A 20,996-nucleotide genomic window follows, 5' to 3' on the forward strand; every position below is an offset into this window, starting at 1 on the left:
ATATGAAATATAGATAAGGTTATTTTACGTTATTTTTTAACAATTAGATATATTTGTGTGTGAGTAAATTAGAAAATAAAAAAGTAGCCTTATTAATCCTAGACGGTTTAGGATATGGCAAAGAAGATAATTCAAATGCAGCTAGAAAAGCTAACACACCTTTTCTCGATAAATTATTAGCAACTTACCCTAACTCTAAACTAGAAGCTTCAGGTGAAGCGGTAGGTTTACCGAAAGGGCAGATGGGAAATTCGGAGGTTGGACATATGAACTTAGGTGCAGGTCGAATTGTATATCAAGAACTGGGTCGTATCAATAAAGCAACACAAGAAGGGGAGTTTAATACAAACCCGATCATTCAAGATGCATTCAAGTACGCAAAGTCGAACAACAAAAAAGTCCATTTCATAGGACTTTTATCTGACGGTGGAGTGCACGCACATATAGATCATCTTAAAGCTCTATGTGATGCTGCTAAACAAGCAGACTTCCAAAATGATGAAGTATTTATACATGCTTTTTTAGATGGCAGAGATACAGATCCAAATGGCGGTCTAAACTACCTTAAAAATTTACAGCAACATTTATCTACTTCCGTCGGTACTGTAGCTACTGCAATAGGGAGATACTACGCTATGGATAGAGATAATCGTTGGGAACGAGTCAAAGAAACTTATGATCTTTTGACACACGGAATAGGAAGTCCAACTAAAGATATTATTACAGCAGTAGAGTCTTCTTATAAAGATGGTGTTACAGATGAGTTTGTAAAACCTATTGTAGTAACAAATGCAGATGATAAGCCTATTGCAACTATACAGGAAGGTGATGTCGTTTTATGCTATAACTTTCGTACAGATAGGGGGAGAGAGATCACCATAGCCCTAACGCAGCAGGCATTCCCAGACTTTAATATGAAACCTATTCCTTTATACTATGTCACCATGACATCTTATGACGATTCTTTTAAAGATGTTAATGTAGTATTTCATAAAGACAACTTAACCAACACGTTAGGCGAAGTATTAAGTATACAAGGTAAAACACAGGTTAGAATTGCAGAAACTGAAAAGTATCCGCACGTAACCTTCTTTTTCTCTGGTGGCCGTGAGGATGAATTTTCAGGAGAACGCAGACTTCTTATTCCATCGCCAAAAGTCGCTACCTATGATCTTCAACCGGAAATGAGTGCAAAAGGAATCACACATGCCATTTGTGAAGACATCATAAATAATAGACCAGACTTTATATGCTTAAACTTTGCTAATCCAGATATGGTGGGGCATACTGGCGTTTTTGAAGCCGTTATTAAAGCCGTAGAAACGGTTGATAGTTGCACAGAAAAGGTTGTAAATGTTGGGCTAGAACATGGGTATTCCTTTATTATACTGGCCGATCATGGTAACTCTGAGTTTATGATAAACGACGATGGATCACCAAACACGGCACATACTACAAATTTAGTTCCTTGCATACTGATAGACGCCGACTACAAGCAGATAAAAAATGGCAAGCTAGGCGATATTGCACCAACAATACTTAAGATATTGGGCACTGAGGTTCCTGTAGACATGACGGGAAATATACTAGTATAATAACACTATGATTATTTATAATATAATAAATAAAGTAGTTTTAGCACTTGCTATTACTATTTTATTTTCTTTCTGTAGTACAAAGGTGCAAAACCAAAAAGATAATACACCCTACATAGATATTCCTACTTACTTTCAAAAGGAAATAATTCGTCTAAAAACAGAAAATCCTACAGTTATAAAAACTGTAAAAAAAGACAAACAGGAAGAAACAAAAGAAGTGCAAATCGCGAATTGGGAAAACGAGCTTTCAAACTATTTAAACATAGATTTAAACAAGCCTGCATACAATGGTCTTTTCACTAAAGATAGTACGGATCATAAAGTAACTTTTAGCGCGAAAGATAGTGATCTTGATATCTCATTTATCGAAATAAACTATATATTAAATGAACCTGTTGAATTTAAAATTAAGCGAAAAGTTAAAAATTCACTTTATCAAACTGAAGAAACCTTACATTATCATAAAAACAAAGGCTATAGCCTAGAGAAACACCAGTCCGTCATTGCTTTAGATGATAACCATTATTACATTGAAGGTCGTTTTAAATAAATAAAACGACCTTCAAATACTTTTTTAAAAATTGAACCTAACTTGTTTTTTCACTATTTCCGATTTTTCTCTGAGCTTTTTTCATTGACCTAATATTTAAGTATTCGACTAGAACAGAAAAAGCCATGGCAAAATAAATATACCCTTTAGGGATATGCTGATCAAAAGCCTCCGCTGTTAATGAAACACCGATTAATAATAAAAAGGCTAAGGCTAGCATTTTAACTGTAGGGTGATTATTAACAAAATTACTAATCGACTCCGCAGATAATAACATAATAACAACTGCAACAATCACAGAAGCAATCATTACACCTATCTGATCTACCATACCAACAGCTGTAATCACGGAATCTAAGGAAAACACGATATCAAGAATTAAAATCTGAACAATAACGCTACTAAAAGTAACGACCTTAGTTCCTATACTTGCATTTTCCACATGCCCTTCTACTTTATGATGTATTTCTGTTGTTGATTTATAAATTAGGAACAGCCCACCAATAAACAATATCAAATCACGTCCGGAAAGCTCAAGATACCTCGCTATGCTAGGGTTATCAATCCCGAAAATATCTCCAAAGTTAATAAGCGGAGTAGTTAAACCCATGACCCATTTGATAGAAAATAGTAAAGCTACACGGGTGACTAGTGCTAAAATCAGACCAATTTGCCTCGCTTTTTTTTGTTGTTCTAAAGGTAGTTTACTACTCTGTATTGATATAAAAACAATATTATCAATACCTAAAACAATTTCTAAAATTGTTAAAGTTAAAAATGAGATCCATATCTGCGGGTCAGCTAGCCAGTCCATTTTTCATCATATTATTAGTACACATATTTGTTTATTTAAACCACATTAAATCAATAACTAACCAGGGAAATAATATTATCACTAAATCTTGATAGACCTCCACGACCATTCAAAAAATCCAAGCTAATAACAAATGAATAACCTACAACATTCCCTCCAAGCTTTTCAATTAATTTTGAACTAGCAACAACTGTTCCACCTGTTGCTAATAGATCGTCATGAATCAAGACATTACTACCTTCTAAAAAAGCATCTTCATGCACCTCAATAGTAGCCTGTCCGTACTCTAATTTATAAGATTCCGAAATAGTTTTACATGGTAATTTCCCTTGCTTACGAATAGGTACAAAAGGTATTTTCAATTTATTTGCTAACATCAAACCAAATAAGAAGCCTCGGCTTTCCACCCCTGCAATAACATCAATTTTCACTCCTTTAAGCTGCTTGACAAATTCATCGACAATTTGTGTACACAAAATTTGATCTTGTAAAACAGGCGTTATATCCTTAAATACTACACCCTTACTAGGGAAATCGGGCACTTCCCTAATAACCTCCTTGAGACGTTGTTCCAGCATTTGCATGTTTCAATCGTAACTAAAATAAGGCTCAATTTTACGTAAAAAAACACTATCTAAAAGATAAATTTTGTTAAAATCTTTAATAGATTGAAAAAGACCATGTTGAAGACGATAAGCTACAATCGCGCTTGCTTGCTTCCGACTGATATAAGGATGTTTCGCCAAGTCTTCAACCGCAACTTGGTTAATTTTCAACAGCCTCAACTTCCCTTCTCCAACATAAAAATTTTCCTTTATCTTAAAAAACAGGTCTTCCGATATACCATAAACATCCCCTATTTGCTCTACACTATGAAACCCGCCTAGTGCATCTCGAAAGTTAACAATCCGTTGTGCATAAACTGGCCCTATACCTCGAAGTGTCCGAAGTTGTGCAGTGTCAGCAAGATTTATATCAAAGGAGGAACTCAATGTCTCAAATGGTATAGAAGATATTGATTTCGTTTCTAAAGAAGGTGTTGTTTCATTTTTAACAGACGGATCTAGACGGATATAAGGAGCAACCCGCTCATAATCTTTTTTTGAAATAACGTATATTTTAGCCAAATCATCGGGCTTGTAAAAATATCCTCCCTTTGCTTCATAATTTTTCACAACCCGAATTTGCCCATCTGTGAACCCCAGCCTCTTCCAATCTTTCACAGACAATCCATTCGGATCGAAGTAAAATAGTTCCGACAGTGCTTCTTGATAATTCTCTATTTTAGCATTGGGTTTATCTTTTATATTAAGAAGCTGTTCTGAAATTTTGTCTTTATGTGAAAGCCACAATAATGATACCTCCTCGTGCTCTTTGTCTTTCTTGTATAAGTTATGGAGAACAGTAAACAGTAAAAACAAAATGAGAAACAGCATCAATACTATAAAGCCTTTACGCTCTTTCGCTGTAAAGGAGAAAAAAGAAAAAAAACTCTCCATAATCAGCCATATTTTCAAAATAGAAGACTATTGTTTCAATTCATTTTCTGAAACTTTCTTTACCCGATCACCATCTTTCAATGTTTTAGAAACAGCATTAAATGGTCTTGACACGATTTCATCACCTGATTTTAACCCTGATTTAATGAGAATAAAACTATCATCCTGTATACCAGTGGTCACTTCCGTCATTTTTACAGTCTCCCCGTCTAATAGAAAGACGTACTCTTTAATATTTTCATCAGCTACCTGCTCACTATCACCTGTTCTAATTGTAACGGCTTGAATAGGTACTGTTAAGCCTTTATCACTTTTCGTATGAATCTGCACTGTAGCCGATAATCCTGGACGAAATGGTGAAGAGTTTGCTTTACTCTCGTCTAATAAATCTTCATAAGAAGACTGTTCGATCCTCACCTTAACATTAAAATTAGTGACTTGTTCGACTGTAGTTGCAGCTGCTGCACTAGAAGTAGAAGAACTCGAAATTTCTGTAACTACACCTTTAAATTTACGTCCTTGAAAAGCGTCCACCTCGATAGTAGCTTCATTTCCTTCTTTTACCCGATTAATATCATTCTCATTCACCTCGACATTCACTTCCATCGTTGACATATTAGCAATACGCATAATTTCAGTGCCCGCCATTTGTGCAGTACCAACAACCCGCTCTCCAAGCTCAATAGACAAAAGGGAAATCACACCATCGGCAGGCGCATAAATAGTCGTACGAGCCAAACTATTCCCTGCTTCTTCCAACTGTGCCTGCGATTGATTAACCGCATAGCCAGCAGCAATTACTTGTTGTTTCTGCGATTCTAGTGTTGCCCTAGCCCCCTCGTACTCCGCACGGGCTTTGTCCATCTCAGAAGCTGAAATCACACGTTTATCGAATAATGCTAAGCTTCTATTATATGTCGTTTCGATATTGATTAGATTCGCTTCCTGTTGCTTAAGCACTTGCTTAGATGCTGCTAAATTAGCTTGCTGCTGCAAAACTGTTGCTGCAACTTGATTATATCCTGATTGTAAAAGATCTGGTTTAACACGACATAAAACCTCGCCTTTCTTAACGACATCTCCTTCTTTAACGTTCAATTCAATGATTTCTCCAGAAACTTCCGAACTCAGCTTAACTTCAAACTCCGGCTGTACCTTTCCACTTGCTGAAACAAGTTCATAAACTGTTTTTTCAGAAACAGAATCAACCGCCACCTTTTGGACACCACCATCACCAAACCACCCCATCTTACTTCCGGCAACAACCCCTAACAATAAAACGACAGATAATACAACAAGTATTTTAGGGAGATTTCTTTTTTTCTTTGCCATGAAAATATTAATTTAATGTTATAGGATTACCTATATAATAATCGATCACTTTGCTACGGAAAACCAATTCGTATTTTCGACGTATCATATCAAACTCTGCTCTATTCATATTAGTCTGCGATGTAAACAACTCAATAGAATTTGCTACCCCAGCGTCATATCGATCTTTAAAAGCCAAAAAAGCGACCTTAGACGTGTTAAAAGCAATCTGAGAGGCTAAATACTGTTTGTTCGCACTTTTAAGATCTAACAAAGCTTGAGATATAGTCTTTTCTAAGTTTCTTTTCAACAATGCTTCATTATTTTCTGCTTGAAGATAACTTATTTTGGCTTTACTCACAGCGACTTTTGTTCTATTGTTATTAAAAATAGGAAAGTCTAGACTCACTCCTCCTCTAAAAGATTTATTTTGATCGAGTTGATCAGAAAAACTCATTTTCTGTTGAGTAATAATATCCTTCCCCTCAGAAGAATAGTTAGTCCCATAACTTGCAGAAACGCTTAACGTTGGATAATAACTACCTTTTGCAATATCGATATTCTTACTAGCTAGCTGCTTATTATAGCCAGCTTGTTCTATATCGGGCTGGACAGCCAAGGACTTGCGATAAACGTCCTCAAAGGGCATAGCCACGTACTCTGCCATTAACGCATCAACATCAGGCTTAATCAATTCTATTATTGTATCGGGTCGCATTTCCATCAGCTGCTTTAAAGCAAGCATGGAAAGCTCATAAGCATTGTCAGAAGTCATTACATTAAGCTCATCTGTCGCAACTTGATTTTCAGCTTGAGCCAAATCTGCCAACGTTTTATTACCGACATCAAACTGTATACTATCCTGTCTAAGCTGCTCTTTAGAAAGTTTAACCTGCTCTAAGGACGCTTCATACAAATCTTTATTTGTAATGGCTTCTACATAATTAGTAACAACCGAAAGTATTAAATCATATTTAATCTTTTCTATTTCTGAGGCATCGACTAAAAGTTGTATTTTATTGGCTCTAATCTGATTGATTTTTTGAAATCCCTGAAACACTGTTACGCTCGATGCCACCTGAGCTCCTGCAGAGCTTGTCCATTTATTTCCACGTAATAATTGCCCAGATATTTGATCAAACGACAATCCATATACGTGCGTATTACTCACTCCGACAGACAGATTAGGATACAAAGCTGATTTAGCTTCCAATAAACTTTGTTCACTGATTTGTTTACCAAACTCCGCTTGTTTAATTTGTAAATTACGGTCTAAGGTAACTTGAATAGCTTCCTGTAAACTAATTTGAGCATACAACTTCGGGCAGCAGCAAACCAACAAAGAAAGAATAAAAAAAATAATCGTGTTAAATTTTATTACCATTTCGTAATTTAAGTGTAAATCATTCCTAAATTTGGCATTAAATATCGACATTACCAACATGTATTTCATCAATTTTCCTTTTTTTTTAAGGCTATTCTACAAAAATGTCACTTTTAACGAGTCTAGAGAGAGAAAATGTGTATACCTCACTTTCGATGATGGTCCTATTCCTGAGGTGACTCCAACAATTCTTGATATACTTGAGGAGTATAATGTAAAAGCAACTTTTTTCTGTGTGGGGGAAAATATAAATAAAAACCCTCTGATATACCAACGTATTATTGAAGAAGGTCACCAAGTTGGAAATCATACGTATAACCATCTGAAAGGATGGAATACCTCTAACGACGCTTATCTTAAAAACATCAATCATTGCGAAGAACTAACCAAAAGTAAGCTATTCCGTCCTCCCTATGGTCGAGCAAAAAGATCACAATTAAACCTTATACAGAAAACACATAAAATTATTTATTGGGATGTCCTATCGGGTGATTTTGATCAAAAAATAAGTGCTGACAAATGTTATAAAAACGTTATAAAATATACACGAAACGGGTCTATTATTGTCTTTCATGATAACATTAAAGCTATTCCACGGGTAACACATGCTTTACCCCGAGTAATTGATTACTTGAAAAACAGAGGTTATACCTTTGAGACACTTTAAAGACACAGAAAGATAAAATCCCCTACTTCCCAACCAACGTCGGATCAAAACACTGCTTAAAAAATGCCATTTGATAATCGATAGATCGTTGCCAGTACTCCCAATTATGTTTTCCTGGCATCACTAAATAATGGTGATCAATATTCATATAAGTCAACTCCTCATGAAGTTTATTATTTACGGGGTAAAAGAAGTCTTCTGTCCCACAGTCAATAAACAATTTTAACTTTCCAGGCTCTATCAAATGAAGATTCCCCATTACAGTGTATGCAGTCCAAGTATCAAAATGATCTGACATCACACCCAACCTATTTTTTATACTCCAGTTATTTGCAAAGGGACGAATATCAACACCACCGGATGTACTACCTGCAAAAGCAAACACATCTTGATGCCTTAATGCCAAATACAATGCACCATGCCCTCCCATACTTAGCCCCGTAATACCTCTATTTTCACGTTGTCCCTTTACCGAGTACGTCTGCTCAACATAAGGGATTAGTTCTTTAATTATAAAGGTCTCATATTTATAGTTTGAATCGTCTGTATCCCAATACCAACTATCATATCCCCCATCAGGACACACGACCATATAGTTATACCTATCAACCAGGTCTTTAATATGTGGGCTTTTATTAACCCAATCCGCATGATCTCCGGAATAACCATGCAATAGATATAACACTGACTGAGGCTTATTGGTTTCTGGCATGATAACCACAGCTTTAATATCTTTAGACATTGCACGACTATGTACCCGTACGGTATCAACAACTGCCGCCTCTAAAGACAAACAACAAATAGAAAGAAAAAAAAGTAGACTAAATATTCTCATTTTCTGATTAATAACTTGTTAGTAAATCAATTGTATATCGGTAAAGATAAGCATCTAATCCTAATACCCGTTCGCTAATTGTATAAAAAACATCATCTCGTTCTGCAAAACAGATGGCTTCTCCCTGAGGTTCCGCTTCATAATTTACTTGAAGATATGGTTGATTTAATGTTTGTACAACAGTCTGACCGACATTCCTTTTCCATAAAAAAACATGCGTCAAATTTTTCACAAGAATATACTCACCGCTCCTAGAAATATCTGCAGCAGTAACAAAAGTAATGGGTAAAGAAGCTGATCTATTTAATATTATACTATCATTGTCTTTCAAAGTAGCTATGGGAATACTATATACACCAACATTAAACTCTCTTTTTGTAATAAGATAACACGTCAAATCTACTGGGTCAACAAAAATTGCCTCTGCATCTCTCGGTTTGTCATCATATGCTAACTTTAAGACACGTATATCAGTCCTTGAAACAAAATAAGTCTCTCCTTCTTCATAATACGAAGGTTCTTCAAATATATATAATTGAATAAACGCCCTAACGGCCCTATTATCTCCTATATCAGCAAGGACTATATAATTCCTTCCCTCATATTGAAACATTGCTATATCTTCAACATCTGTCGCAGTAATCCCCTCCAGATTAAACACAGCCTTTAATTGAGCCATTTCATCTATCAAGAAAACACGTGCACTATCCCCACTATCATTATGTGTCCAAAATTTCCCTGCATATCTTTTTGAAGCTATCAGTCCTGACAATTCATTCATTCTACTATCTTGTACCTTTCCGACAGCCTCTCTTGACACCGTTATATTCTGCGCCCAGCTCCAGTATGATGAATAAAATAAAAATATAAATGCCAAAAAAAATTTCATAGTTCGAAAAAAATATTTTTACAAAAGCTTAATTTATCAAATACAGGATTATTACCTTACAAAAAAAACTTTCTATTTGAAATAGAAACAAAAAAGGGGCATTGCAAAAGCCCCTTTTTTGTTTCTGATACCCTAACTATTATTTACCAGTGAATGACGAAATCAATGCTGGATAAAAGCTAGCATCTTTTGCTCGCAACTCAAACCTTCTATTATAAAGATCAAGTGTAACAAAAGCTTCCGCTTCATCAGCCACCTTATTTTCTAAAAAAACTTTAAACGTATAGGTTTCATTACTACTTAAATCAACATTTTTTTTATTCGATGAGAACACCAAAGGAAGTAAAATTTCTGTGGTCATTGGCTCCTGTGTCGGCATATCATACAACTTACCTAAAGCCTTTACATAATTATCAGACAGTACTCCTAAAGAACTTATTTTAATAGCTCCCTTCACAAAGCCTTTATCCTCATTTATTGTCCCATCCTCATAAATCCCTGCCGAAATACCGTCAATCACCTCAATTTTTAAGCCTATCGTATCCTGCTCATCCATAGCTTTAGTTATAAAAACAGCGGACGAGTCTGTAATTTGTTTGTCCACAAGTCTAAGATATACAGATGGATTTTCAATATTCGTAGTTGCTCTGTAAGAAAGTAAATTTTTCTCCATTGCAGAAACCTCCTGCCCTTCTTCCTTAGTTTTCTGATTCGTGCCTGTACAATTTACAAACAGAGAAACAGTCAATAAAACCACGGCAAATTTGCTAATCAATTTGTTCATATTTAAACCTTTTTAATTATCTATACAATTTACAACTTTTTCCATTTATTACAAAACAAAATCACCAGTACACTATTTCACAAGCAACGCATCATAAAGTATCTCAACGGGATGATAGGACTTTCTTTGCGCACCGTCTTTAATTTGATGCCTACATGAGGTTCCTGCAGCCGCAATCAAGACCTCTTCTTCACTCCTACGTACTTCTGGCAGCAGCACTAATTCGCCTACCCGCATAGAAACTTCATAGTGTTCTCTTTCATAACCAAAAGAACCGGCCATACCGCAACACCCTGAAGGGATAGTCTCTACCACAAAATTTTCAGGCATACGTAATATTTCCTCCGTATACCCAACCAAATGAAAAGCTTTTTGATAACAATGTCCATGTAGTTTAATCTTTCTTTCTTCAGTAGTAAATTGCGATGATGTAATATTCCCATTTCTCAATTCACGCACCAGAAACTCATCAATCATCAATGCATTTCGCCCTAATTCTTTTGCTTCTTTTTTCAAGCTTTCATCAACAAGATCTATATACTCATCGCGGAACGTAATAATCGCTGAAGGCTCTATCCCAAGCAATGGTGAGTCTTCCGATATCACTTCTTTTAACAAATTGATATTTTGCACCGCAATTTTTTTCGCCTCTTTCACAAAACCTTTCGAGAGATAAGTTCTTCCACTCTCGAGGTGTTCAGGAATTATTACTTCGTAGCCGAGGGCATTAAGTAGTTTATAAGTTGTGATACCAATGTCGGTATCATTATAATTCGTAAACTCGTCACTAAACAAGTAAACTCGTCGTCTGTGTTTTATTTGTTTTTGCTTTTTCGCCCAAGAGTTTAGAGTAACAAAGCTTACCGTAGGCAAGGAACGCTTCTTCGCAAAACCAATTATATATTTTACAATTGTAGCTAGAAATGGTGTTTTCACAACCAGGTTATATATAGGAGCAACATAAGATGCTAACTTTTGGCTAAAAGTAAATTTAGCAATAATTTTAGACCGGAAACTAGTTCCATTTTCATCATAATAATGCTGCAAAAATTCAGCTTTCATTTTTGCGACATCTACACTTGAAGGACATTCGTTTTTACAAGCTTTACAGCTTAAACATAAATCCATTACCTCTTTTATCTCTTCATGATCAAAACGATTTTTTTTAACAGAGTTAGTCAAAAATTGACGTAACATATTTGCCCTAGCCCGCGTAGTGTCTTTTTCATTACGTGTAGCCATAAACGACGGACACATGGTACCTCCTGACAGCTCGGTCTTACGACAATCTCCAGACCCTGAACACTTTTCTGCCAAACGCAAAATACTTTCATCTTTCGTAAAGTCAAAATAGGTATTTATTTGAGTACCGTCGACAACTTTGTCATAACGCAAAGCGCTATCCATTGGAGGAGTATTTACAATTTTATTAGCGTTAAACACACCTAAGGGGTCAAATATATGCTTAGTTTCTTTTAAAAGATCATAAACCCGATCACCTAATACTTTACTAATAAATTCACCACGCAACCGCCCATCGCCATGTTCACCACTTAATGAACCCTTATACTTAAGCACCAAATCTGCTGTTCGTTCAAGTACACGACGGAACTGCGCTCTACCTTCCACTGTCTTTAAATTAATAAACGGTTCAATATGCAATTCTCCAGCTCCTGCATGTGCATAATATGATGCATGAATATTCTCTTCCTGCAATAAATCCTGAACATCCTGAACATAAGCAGGTAAATCTTCAGGAGATACGGCACAATCTTCGATCAGATTAACAGGCTGTTGGTCACCCGGCAAGTTACGGATTAAACCCAACCCTGCTTTTCTCACATCCCACACTAAATTCGTTTTGTCCAAGCCAGTAATTAAGGGATACGCATACCCCAACTCTTTAGCAATCAACTCTTGTCTTAAGACTTCAGCTTTATGCTTTATTGTTTCTAAATCATTTGCCCGAAATTCTATTATTAACAGCGCTTGCGGATCGCCTTCAATAAAGAAACGATTATACTGATACGTGGGATGCCCGACTGTAAAATCTAAGATATATTTATCTACAAGTTCAGAAGCTTCCGGTTTATGCTTAAGAGCCACAATGTTTCCCTGCATGCACGACAACATATCTGTAAAATGAACACACAAAAGTCCAATCTCCTTTGGGGGCAAGGGCATCAATTTTAATTTTGCTTCTGTGATAAGCGCTAAGGTTCCCTCAGATCCTGCTAACAACTGACAAAAATTAAAATTTTCACTTGTATCAATTAATAAGTCTAAGGCATAACCAGTATTACGCCTACTAATATCGCTTTTTGGGAAGCCAGATACAATAGCATCAATATTCTCTTTGCTTGTAAGTAGTGAATTCATCTGCCTATATAACTCTCCTTCTCTACTTGAGGCAGTTAATTTTTCAAAAAAAACTCTCTCGTCCAGTGCTTTAAATGTCACTTCACTTCCGTCATCTAATATAACAGCTGCTTCTAATAGGTTTGCGCGCGTATCTCCCCAAACAATAGAATGTAACCCAGAGGAGTTATTACCAATCATACCACCTATCATGGCTCGACTTGCGGTTGATGTTTCTGGACCAAACATCAGTCCATGAGATTTTAATGCCTGATTTAAATCGTCTCTAATAACCCCAGGCTCTACTCTAACCCACTGCTCTTTTACATTAATCTCTAGAATTCTATTAAAAAAACGAGAAACATCAACAACAATTCCGCTGCCTACAACTTGTCCGGCTAAAGAGGTGCCTGCTGTACGAGGAATTAATGTCTGACCATTGCCTTGGGCAAAGGCAATTAAACTTTTTAGATCTTCTTTATCTTTAGGAATCGCAACAGCCAAAGGTGTCTCCTGATAAACCGAAGCATCAGTAGCATAGGCCAAAAGCATTGTCTGATGTTTAGGATTTTGATTATCATAAAACAAATCTCCCTTAAATTTAGAAGAAAATTGGGTTAATTTATCAAATAGTTGCACGTTTTTACTACTTTTATTAAACAAATTTAACTATTTTTAGCATTAATCAACCAAAAACGCAAGCATTAAATATTAAAAAAACAAATAATTCTGCACTCATGTTCTAAAAGACATAGGAGCGAAAGTCGGAAATAACGACTAACTATCAAATTAAAAATCAACGTAAACAAAGAATATAATTCGAAAAAAAATCAATTTCTTTGAATTATATTCGACTTAAACTATATTTGCACCAAAATGGGAAAACTGGAATACAACTTAGACAAAGTAGATTATCAAATTCTTCGTATTATGCAAGATAATGCGCGGACCAACAATGCCGATATTGCACGAGAACTGGGCATGGCTCCATCTGCGATTTTAGAGCGTGTAAAGAAGCTCGAACAAAAGGAGATTATCTTGCAATACAATGCCAAAATAAATCCGAAAGCACTTGATCAAAACTTGTTGTCATTTATTTTCATCAAAACCCAAGATATCATAGGCGAACAAAAAGTTGGTATTTTACTTGCCAAGATACCTGAAGTACAAGAAGTACATGACATAGCCGGCGATGATGGTTATCTTATCAAAGTTCGGACAAAAGATGCAACAGGTTTGGTAGACCTCATGCGAAATTCATTGGGGAAAATCGAAGGCATTATTTCTACACGTACTACAATAGTATTAGAGACAGTTAAAGAAGAACAAAAGCTAGTTATTTCATCAAAATAATAACAATGATAAAAGAGAGCACAAACAAACCTGCAGTAGCAAGCATCGTATTTGCTTACCTTGTGGTATACATTGTTTGGGGCTCTACCTTTTTCTTTATAGAAAAAGCCTTACGAAGCTTTAGCCCTTTTGTATTAGGTTCTGTCCGCTTTATAATTGCTGGAACATTGTTGATGAGTTTTTGTTGGCTAAAAGGTTATAAACTCTATATAAAATCTGTTGTTAAAGAGGCACTTTTCATTGGATTCCTATTACTTTTTATAGATATGGCGGCCATTATATGGTCGGAGCAGTACATATCCAGTGCTATCGTAACAATTTTATCATCTGCAACCGCTATTTGGTTTATTGTCTTTGACAAACCTAAGTGGAAACAAAATTTCTCAAGCCCTCCTATAATCTTAGGGTTACTATTTGGCTTTATCGGTGTATTCATGTTATTTGCAGAGCAAATTTTCAGCAGTAACGACACCGATCAAACCGATAATAAGATGAAAATCACAGCCATGATCGTACTTATTATAGGTACCATCGGTTGGACAGTGGGCTCATTAATCTCGAAATACAATAAGGAGCGGAAGGACAAACTAAACGGGGACCAGCCCAGTGAAGACCTACATGTAATGGTAAAAACTGCATGGCAGATGGTGTCAGCAGGAACAGCTTTTACAATCGTTGCTTTTGTGAATGGTGAATATGCAAATTTTAAAATTTCTAACGTATTACCGAACGACTGGTTTGCTATGGCTTACTTGGCAACTATGGGCTCTATTTTAGCTTTTGGAAGCTACATATGGCTTCTTCAACATCGCCCTGCAACGGAGGTAAGCACATATGCGTATGTCAACCCTATTGTAGCTTTAGTATTAGCACATTATTTCACAGATCATATAGTTACAAAGCTTCAAATTTTCGGACTAATTGTTGTTTTAAGCAGTGTTGTATTAATGAACTGGAACCTCTACAACGATAACAGGAAATTTAAAGCTTATAAAAGAGCTAAAAGAATTAAAAAATTAAGAGAAATGGCTCCAAAAAGTAGTATTCCCCGAATTATAGAAATAACCAATTTTAACAGTAAACACGAAAAGAGAAAAACAAAATCCAAACAAAAGCAAGAATTATGAATAACCATTGCGCTTTTCTCTAGGTAGACGCCCCAGCAAATAGCTCATCTATCACTTTCGAAAAGAGTCGGATAGACATCTGAGGATCTCGAATACATCATTTAATAGACAAATAATTATTCTGCATTTTATTATTGTGAACTAATTTTATACGCCAGTACATTTTTTTTCAAAAGGCTGTAGCATTTTTTATGAGATAAACGTCTTACTTGTAAAATACAAATATGATCGCTATGAAAAAACATCTAAAATTAATCGGCAGCTTTTTAGCCATTGCCATTTTATTCACTAGCTGTCTAAAAGACAATGATTATCAACCACTTCCTAACGGTTTTATCACTTTTATAAATGCGTACCCTGATGCCCATGCTATCACATACACCCTAAGTGGAAATAGGGTTACAACACAAGAGTATAAATCTTACAACTTACCTATTAGAGCTTTTCCTGGTAATAGAGATTTAAGAGTCTATAGCCATAACAACAACAGTGGAGAGTATGAGAAAAAGATTATAGACACTACTATAACAGTAAAAGATAGTACAGGATATTCTGCTTTCACCTATGGTAGCAAAGAAGCACCAGTTTTTGCCATGGTAAAAGATCAAAGTATAAAGGATTTAAATCAAAAATCAGCTACAAGATTTTTTAATTTAGCTAACAACGTCACCAAAGTTAACCTATTTTTCGGTGACGACACAGAGGCTACTTATTCGGCACGACCGATAGAAACCCCTGCATCTGCTAGTGCTAATGAAACCTTTAAAGCAACTAAATCGGGAAAACTTAAACTGCAAGTTACCGATGAAGCAGGGAAAACGATAGCAACACGCGAAAATTATAGTTTTAAAGAAGGCTTATATTATACCGTTTTCCTTAGCGGAACAAAAGACGCTGATAAAAACAGTCTGTACATAGGGGTATTGCCACACTAATAATTTCACCTAAAACCAACTAAAAAAAGCTTCCTCTCTTTTAACTAGAGACGTAGCTTTTTTTACACTCTGTGTTTTAGCTTTACTTTTCATAAATTAATTCTTGCCAAAGATCTTGTAAACGCTTAGTTATTTGGCCTGCACCATCTCCAAAGTTTTTAAACCCCAATATATTGGTTATAGGCGTAATATTTTTCGTCGTAGATGTTATAAAAGCTTCTGATGCATATTTTAAATCTTTTAGTCCAACAGCTCTTTGCTCGACTTTAAGATCATTTTCTTTTGCGACCTCCAAAATTTTTTTACGCGTCACACCTTCTAAAACTCCTTCTTCAGCAGTAATCAACACACCTTCCGAATTTACTAAAAAAAAGTTGGCACGCGGACATTCTGAGATTCTACCGTCTTTACTAAATAGCACATCATCGGCCCCTTTACTCCTTGCTAATTTCATAGCCTGAATACCCATTACATAATCAATAGTTTTCACCCTACTGAAAGGACGCTGATAATCGTACATCATTAATTTCAGTCCCTGCTGCTCTTCTATCATGTTACGCTTAATCGACTGCTGGCTGATTATAAAATTGGGCTCGGCAATACTATACCCATCCGCACTATAACCTCCCGTAAGTAGCATTTTAATACCCGATTCAGGCATATTATTTACTACCATCAATTGAGATATTAATTGTTTCACTTCCTCCCGGGAGTAAACCACGGGAAGGTTCATAAAACTAGCTGATTGATAAAATCTATCTAAATTATCTTCAATAAACAAGGCCTTTCCATTAACCGTCTTAAAAAAATCAAAAACTCCATAACCACGCACAATAGCTAGGTCATTAATAAACAGCTGAGCTTGATTTTCTGCTATGAGCCTACCATTAAAAATCACATAACCCATTTTTATCCTTTCTTTATTATAATTAAAACTAAAATTTTAGTTTTTACTACCATTTGGCAAGATCATTATTATTTTTTAAAAGCTAAAGCTCTGCATAAAATAAGCTTTTTTAGATAAAAAAGCTTATTTTCGTACTTCATTTTTTGAAGGTAGACATCGTGCAATATGCAGTTAACTAAATTAGAAATTAAGGGCTTTAAAAGCTTTGGGGATAAGATTACAATCAATTTTGATGAAGGGGTAACCGCTATTGTCGGCCCTAATGGTTGCGGAAAATCAAACGTTGTCGATGCCATTCGTTGGGTGATGGGCGAACAGAGTACAAAAACACTTCGCTCAGAGAAAATGGAAAACATCATTTTTAATGGCACAGCGAACCGTAAACCTTCCAATCTTGCTGAGGTATCTCTAACTTTCGAAAATAACAGCAACTTACTCTCTACACAATTTTCAACGGTTACGATAACACGTAAACTCTACCGAAACGGGGATAGCGAATATCGTTTAAATGATGTCAAATGCAGACTAAAAGATATAACGGATTTATTCTTAGACACAGGTTTAGGTGCGGATTCATACTCTATTATTGAGCTTAAAATGATCGATGAGATTATTAATAATAAAGATAACTCACGTCGTAATCTTTTTGAAGAAGCATCTGGGATTTCCAAATATAAAGTTCGTAAAAAACAAACCTTATCCAAACTCAAAGATACAGAGAGCGACTTATCTAGGGTTGATGACCTACTTTACGAGATTAATAAAAACTTAAAACAATTAGAGACACAAGCTAAAAAGGCCGATAAATACTTTCAACTTAAAGAAGAGTATAAAGAAGCTAGTATAGGTTTAGCCTACTACCGTTTAGAAAATTTCAGTAACGATCTAATCCGTATTAACGAGCAGGAGAAAAGTCAGAGTTCATCTATTCAAGCAAATGCAGCACAAATAGAGACTAGTGAAAACCAATTGCGCACACTTCGTATAGACATATTAGCTAAAGAGAAAAGCTTAGCTGTTCAACAAAAGAGCACACAAGAATATATAAATAAAATACGTTCATACGAATCGGATAAAAAGATAAAAAATGAACAAGTGCGTCATTTACAAGATAAAGAAGCGCGATTAACCGCTGAGTTAAATAATGATAAAAATCAACTTCAACATGTCGAGCATACGATAAAGCGAATTAATGAAGAACTTTTCGAAGAACAGGGAAAATTAGCCGTTTATCAGTCTGACATTGACAAGCACAAGGCTGAAGTGGATGAATTACGTCAACAGCAATCTTCAGCAAAAGTAAAGTTGGATAACTTCTTAGCACAAAGCAATGAACTCCAAAACAATATATATAAACTTGAAAAAGATATTGCTGTTTTAAAAATTCAACTTGAATCCCTACAGCAGGAAGCTTTGCGCACAACTACAGACACCAGCTCAAAAGAAGAGGAACTCAGTCAGTTTAATCTTGTTGTAAACCAACTTGAAGAACGTACACAGCAACAACAAGATCTTTTTGATCTAGCCCAAAAAGCAGAAGAGAATTTACAATATCAAATACAGACTGTCGAAGAAACATTAAACGACACACGAATACAACTTAGTCGGGAATCCCGTCTTGTTGACGCAAAGCAAAACGAATATAACTTAACAAAATCATTAGTAGATAATTTAGAAGGCTTTCCGGAATCTATCAAATTCTTACGCAAAAACGCTGGATGGAAAAAATCATACCCTCTATTTTCTGATATCTTATTCTGTCAAGAAGAATACCGAGTAGCGATAGAAAATTACTTAGAGCCAATCATGAATCATTATGTGGTGGAAAATCAAAGTGAAGCAGTTCAAGCCATACAGCTGTTAAGTGATTCTTCTCGGGGTAAGGCTAATTTTTTTGTTCTGGATGCAATCCAACAAGTTAATACTAGACCTTTACCTCATGTGAGAACTGAAGCTATATCGGCTTTAGATATTATTAAAGTTGACAAAAAATACGAAAAGCTATGTGAACATCTTTTAAAACATGTCTACCTCTTAAAACAAAGCTCTGCCGACAGCATGGCAGATATACTTCCCACAGACGAGCTTGTATTATTACATCCAGATGGTAAGTTTTCCAAAAACTGTTTGGGCATAAGCGGAGGATCAGTAGGATTATTTGAAGGTAAAAGAATTGGGCGGGCAAAAAACTTAGAAAACCTAATCAAAGAAATAAAATCGCTTAACCAAAAAATAGAACAACTTCAAATTCAGGAAGACGATTATGTCAGCAAGTTGGCATCCTTGCGCGTTGCCTCACAAAAAGAAATTATTGATGAGCAACGCAACATTTTAAACCGTCTAAATAATGAACTGATTTCTGTCAAAACAAAACAAGAGCAATATCAGGAATTCATCAAAAATAGCCAAACTAGAAAATTAGATATAGAAGGCAAAATAACTGTACTAAGTTTTGAATTACAAAAAGCCGAACCTGATTTACAGATTTTAAAAGTCGAAAACGATATTCATAAAAAACAACTTGCGGAAATGCAAGAAGCCTATTCAGAATTGGCTGATACATTAAATGACAAATCAACTATTTTCAATCAAGAAAACATTCGTTTTCATCAGCAACAGAATAAAGTCTCCAGTTTAGAGAAAGATTTGGAATATCGAGAAAGCCAAAAAGAAAATTTTGAATCGCGTATCGATAAAAACTCCTTGGAGTTTGAACAGGTAAAGCTTGATATGAAAGACGCGGTACAATTTGTGGACCATAATGACGAAGATCTTCTAGCTATGTATGAACAAAAAGAAGATTTAGAAAAAGGTTTACAAGAAATTGAAAAAGATTTTTACGAATTCCGTAAAGCTATCATTGATCTAGAAGAAGAGGTTACTCAGCTTAGACGTACTAAAGATCAAAATGATTTTTTACTTTCCGAACTAAAAGACAAAAAAACAAGCTTACAAATAGATCTAAACGCCCTTAAAGAGCGCTTATCAATAGAGTTCAACATTGACATTAACGAACTTTTAGCCGGAGAAATGCCGGATATACCAATGGATCAAACTGAATTAAACGCAAGTTGCGACCGCTTAAAAAAACAACTTGACAGCTATGGCACCATTAACCCGATGGCTAAAGAAGCGTATGACGAAATGAATCAGCGCCATGACTTCATCTCTAAAGAAAAAAATGACCTCATGGAGGCAAAAACATCATTAATGGCCACTATCAATGAGATTGATCAAACAGCAAATGAAAAATTCATGTTTGCTTTTAATACCGTCAGAGAAAACTTTATCCAAGTTTTCCGTTCCCTTTTTAATGAAGAGGACTCTTGTGATATGATTCTAACCGACCCTCAAAACCCGTTAGATTCGGATATTGATATCATTGCACGTCCTAAAGGGAAACGCCCTTTGTCTATTAATCAATTATCCGGAGGAGAGAAAACACTTACTGCTACAGCATTACTATTTTCACTTTACCTTCTAAAACCGGCTCCGTTCTGTATTTTTGACGAAGTCGACGCACCTCTTGATGATACCAACATCGATAAGTTTAATAATATTATCCGCGATTTCTCGGCAAAATCTCAATTTATTATCGTATCCCATAATAAACGCACTATAGCTGCAACAGATATTATATATGGTGTTACCATGGTGGAACAAGGCGTTTCTAGAGTTGTTCCGGTTGACTTAAGAGATGTGGCTTAAAGAACAACAGATTAGGAGTATCTACAAACAAACCTAACTTAATCCCGCCAAACGATGTGATATCGCTTTACATTATTAGTTATTCTTTATTCAAAACCATCCTTATCTCTTGTGAAAACCGAACAATTTTCGCTAACAATCGAGCAGGGCAGAAAAAACAGTTAACATACAAATAAAAAAGATTACTCCTCTCATAATTGCACTAATAAATACTTTCAAAAAGAAAGCTTTCACCAAAACTATGCTAAACGATACACAAAAAAAAGACTACCCCAAG

17 protein-coding genes are annotated in these 20,996 nt (G+C 35.6%); 7 read left to right on the top strand and 10 right to left on the bottom strand.

The features are described from left to right. Positions 1 to 59 precede the first annotated feature (59 nt). Positions 60 to 1,595: a 2,3-bisphosphoglycerate-independent phosphoglycerate mutase gene (gene gpmI / locus ORI89_RS08490; protein ID WP_268230033.1), complete on the top strand. Its 1,536-nt coding sequence runs from the start codon at positions 60 to 62 to the stop codon at positions 1,593 to 1,595. A 7-nt stretch (positions 1,596 to 1,602) separates the two neighbouring features. After that, positions 1,603 to 2,148 carry a hypothetical protein gene (locus ORI89_RS08495; protein ID WP_268230034.1) on the top strand — a complete coding sequence of 182 codons (546 nt, stop codon included), beginning with the start codon at positions 1,603 to 1,605 and terminating at the stop codon, positions 2,146 to 2,148. Positions 2,149 to 2,185: 37 nt separating this feature from the next. Here ORI89_RS08495 and ORI89_RS08500 read toward each other — a convergent pair whose 3' ends face one another. The 5 genes from ORI89_RS08500 to ORI89_RS08520 are packed head-to-tail and all read right to left on the bottom strand — an operon-like array spanning position 2,186 to position 7,156. Then, positions 2,186 to 2,962: a TerC family protein gene (locus tag ORI89_RS08500; protein ID WP_268230035.1), complete on the bottom strand. Its 777-nt coding sequence runs from the start codon at positions 2,960 to 2,962 to the stop codon at positions 2,186 to 2,188. 50 nt (positions 2,963 to 3,012) lie between these two features. Next, positions 3,013 to 3,540, bottom strand: a complete 528-nt coding sequence (locus ORI89_RS08505) for an adenine phosphoribosyltransferase (RefSeq protein ID WP_268230291.1) — start codon at positions 3,538 to 3,540, stop codon at positions 3,013 to 3,015. Between the two features lie 9 nt (positions 3,541 to 3,549). Then, on the bottom strand, positions 3,550 to 4,461 hold the full coding sequence (locus tag ORI89_RS08510) for a helix-hairpin-helix domain-containing protein (protein WP_268230036.1): 912 nt from the start codon (positions 4,459 to 4,461) through the stop codon (positions 3,550 to 3,552). A 27-nt stretch (positions 4,462 to 4,488) separates the two neighbouring features. After that, positions 4,489 to 5,793: an efflux RND transporter periplasmic adaptor subunit gene (locus tag ORI89_RS08515; protein ID WP_268230037.1), complete on the bottom strand. Its 1,305-nt coding sequence runs from the start codon at positions 5,791 to 5,793 to the stop codon at positions 4,489 to 4,491. A 7-nt stretch (positions 5,794 to 5,800) separates the two neighbouring features. Continuing rightward, on the bottom strand, positions 5,801 to 7,156 hold the full coding sequence (locus ORI89_RS08520; protein WP_268230038.1) for a TolC family protein: 1,356 nt from the start codon (positions 7,154 to 7,156) through the stop codon (positions 5,801 to 5,803). A gap of 31 nt (positions 7,157 to 7,187) precedes the next feature. Between ORI89_RS08520 and ORI89_RS08525 the strand changes: the two genes are divergently transcribed. Then, entirely contained in the window at positions 7,188 to 7,823 is a 636-nt protein-coding gene (locus ORI89_RS08525; RefSeq protein ID WP_326494308.1) for a polysaccharide deacetylase family protein, read from the top strand. A 22-nt stretch (positions 7,824 to 7,845) separates the two neighbouring features. Here the strand turns inward: ORI89_RS08525 and ORI89_RS08530 are convergent, their stop codons facing one another. From ORI89_RS08530 to ORI89_RS08545, 4 genes are all read right to left on the bottom strand, one after another. Beyond that, the gene (locus ORI89_RS08530; protein ID WP_268230039.1) at positions 7,846 to 8,658 is read right to left on the bottom strand and encodes an alpha/beta hydrolase; all 813 of its coding nucleotides are present in this window, start codon (positions 8,656 to 8,658) and stop codon (positions 7,846 to 7,848) included. Between the two features lie 7 nt (positions 8,659 to 8,665). Next, positions 8,666 to 9,547 (bottom strand): hypothetical protein, encoded by an 882-nt coding sequence (locus ORI89_RS08535; RefSeq protein ID WP_268230040.1) that lies wholly within the window; start codon positions 9,545 to 9,547, stop codon positions 8,666 to 8,668. Positions 9,548 to 9,686: 139 nt separating this feature from the next. After that, entirely contained in the window at positions 9,687 to 10,331 is a 645-nt protein-coding gene (locus ORI89_RS08540) for a hypothetical protein (protein ID WP_268230041.1), read from the bottom strand. 72 nt (positions 10,332 to 10,403) lie between these two features. After that, positions 10,404 to 13,328, bottom strand: coding sequence for an FAD-binding and (Fe-S)-binding domain-containing protein (locus ORI89_RS08545; RefSeq protein ID WP_268230042.1), 2,925 nt, complete (start codon positions 13,326 to 13,328; stop codon positions 10,404 to 10,406). A gap of 237 nt (positions 13,329 to 13,565) precedes the next feature. Between ORI89_RS08545 and ORI89_RS08550 the strand changes: the two genes are divergently transcribed. The 3 genes from ORI89_RS08550 to ORI89_RS08560 all read left to right on the top strand — a co-directional run bounded on the left by ORI89_RS08550 (position 13,566) and on the right by ORI89_RS08560 (position 16,104). Next, positions 13,566 to 14,042, top strand: coding sequence for an Lrp/AsnC family transcriptional regulator (locus tag ORI89_RS08550; protein ID WP_268230043.1), 477 nt, complete (start codon positions 13,566 to 13,568; stop codon positions 14,040 to 14,042). Positions 14,043 to 14,047: 5 nt separating this feature from the next. After that, complete coding sequence (locus ORI89_RS08555; protein ID WP_268230044.1) at positions 14,048 to 15,169, top strand: EamA family transporter; 1,122 nt, start codon at positions 14,048 to 14,050, stop codon at positions 15,167 to 15,169. Positions 15,170 to 15,402: 233 nt separating this feature from the next. Then, positions 15,403 to 16,104, top strand: a complete 702-nt coding sequence (locus ORI89_RS08560; RefSeq protein ID WP_268230045.1) for a DUF4397 domain-containing protein — start codon at positions 15,403 to 15,405, stop codon at positions 16,102 to 16,104. Positions 16,105 to 16,186: 82 nt separating this feature from the next. On the opposite strand, the gene ORI89_RS08565 is transcribed toward ORI89_RS08560, so the two are convergent. Next, complete coding sequence (locus ORI89_RS08565) at positions 16,187 to 17,011, bottom strand: aminotransferase class IV (protein WP_268230046.1); 825 nt, start codon at positions 17,009 to 17,011, stop codon at positions 16,187 to 16,189. 165 nt (positions 17,012 to 17,176) lie between these two features. Between ORI89_RS08565 and smc the strand changes: the two genes are divergently transcribed. Next, positions 17,177 to 20,719, top strand: a complete 3,543-nt coding sequence (gene smc / locus ORI89_RS08570; protein ID WP_268230047.1) for a chromosome segregation protein SMC — start codon at positions 17,177 to 17,179, stop codon at positions 20,717 to 20,719. Positions 20,720 to 20,996 lie beyond the last annotated feature (277 nt).

Origin of the sequence: Sphingobacterium sp. UT-1RO-CII-1 (assembly GCF_026711005.1) — a bacterium.
Lineage (GTDB): Bacteria > Bacteroidota > Bacteroidia > Sphingobacteriales > Sphingobacteriaceae > Sphingobacterium.

What these genes read in the sequence shown, in the direction of transcription:
- ORI89_RS08495 (WP_268230034.1), top strand. Translation starts at nt 1,603, where the DNA reads ATGATTATTTATAATATAATAAATAAAGTAGTTTTAGCACTTGCTATT.
- ORI89_RS08500 (WP_268230035.1), bottom strand. Translation starts at nt 2,962, where the DNA reads ATGGACTGGCTAGCTGACCCGCAGATATGGATCTCATTTTTAACTTTA.
- ORI89_RS08505 (WP_268230291.1), bottom strand. Translation starts at nt 3,540, where the DNA reads ATGCTGGAACAACGTCTCAAGGAGGTTATTAGGGAAGTGCCCGATTTC.
- ORI89_RS08510 (WP_268230036.1), bottom strand. Translation starts at nt 4,461, where the DNA reads ATGGAGAGTTTTTTTTCTTTTTTCTCCTTTACAGCGAAAGAGCGTAAA.
- ORI89_RS08515 (WP_268230037.1), bottom strand. Translation starts at nt 5,793, where the DNA reads ATGGCAAAGAAAAAAAGAAATCTCCCTAAAATACTTGTTGTATTATCT.
- ORI89_RS08520 (WP_268230038.1), bottom strand. Translation starts at nt 7,156, where the DNA reads ATGGTAATAAAATTTAACACGATTATTTTTTTTATTCTTTCTTTGTTG.
- ORI89_RS08530 (WP_268230039.1), bottom strand. Translation starts at nt 8,658, where the DNA reads ATGAGAATATTTAGTCTACTTTTTTTTCTTTCTATTTGTTGTTTGTCT.
- ORI89_RS08535 (WP_268230040.1), bottom strand. Translation starts at nt 9,547, where the DNA reads ATGAAATTTTTTTTGGCATTTATATTTTTATTTTATTCATCATACTGG.
- ORI89_RS08540 (WP_268230041.1), bottom strand. Translation starts at nt 10,331, where the DNA reads ATGAACAAATTGATTAGCAAATTTGCCGTGGTTTTATTGACTGTTTCT.
- ORI89_RS08550 (WP_268230043.1), top strand. Translation starts at nt 13,566, where the DNA reads ATGGGAAAACTGGAATACAACTTAGACAAAGTAGATTATCAAATTCTT.
- ORI89_RS08555 (WP_268230044.1), top strand. Translation starts at nt 14,048, where the DNA reads ATGATAAAAGAGAGCACAAACAAACCTGCAGTAGCAAGCATCGTATTT.
- ORI89_RS08560 (WP_268230045.1), top strand. Translation starts at nt 15,403, where the DNA reads ATGAAAAAACATCTAAAATTAATCGGCAGCTTTTTAGCCATTGCCATT.
- ORI89_RS08565 (WP_268230046.1), bottom strand. Translation starts at nt 17,011, where the DNA reads ATGGGTTATGTGATTTTTAATGGTAGGCTCATAGCAGAAAATCAAGCT.
- smc (WP_268230047.1), top strand. Translation starts at nt 17,177, where the DNA reads ATGCAGTTAACTAAATTAGAAATTAAGGGCTTTAAAAGCTTTGGGGAT.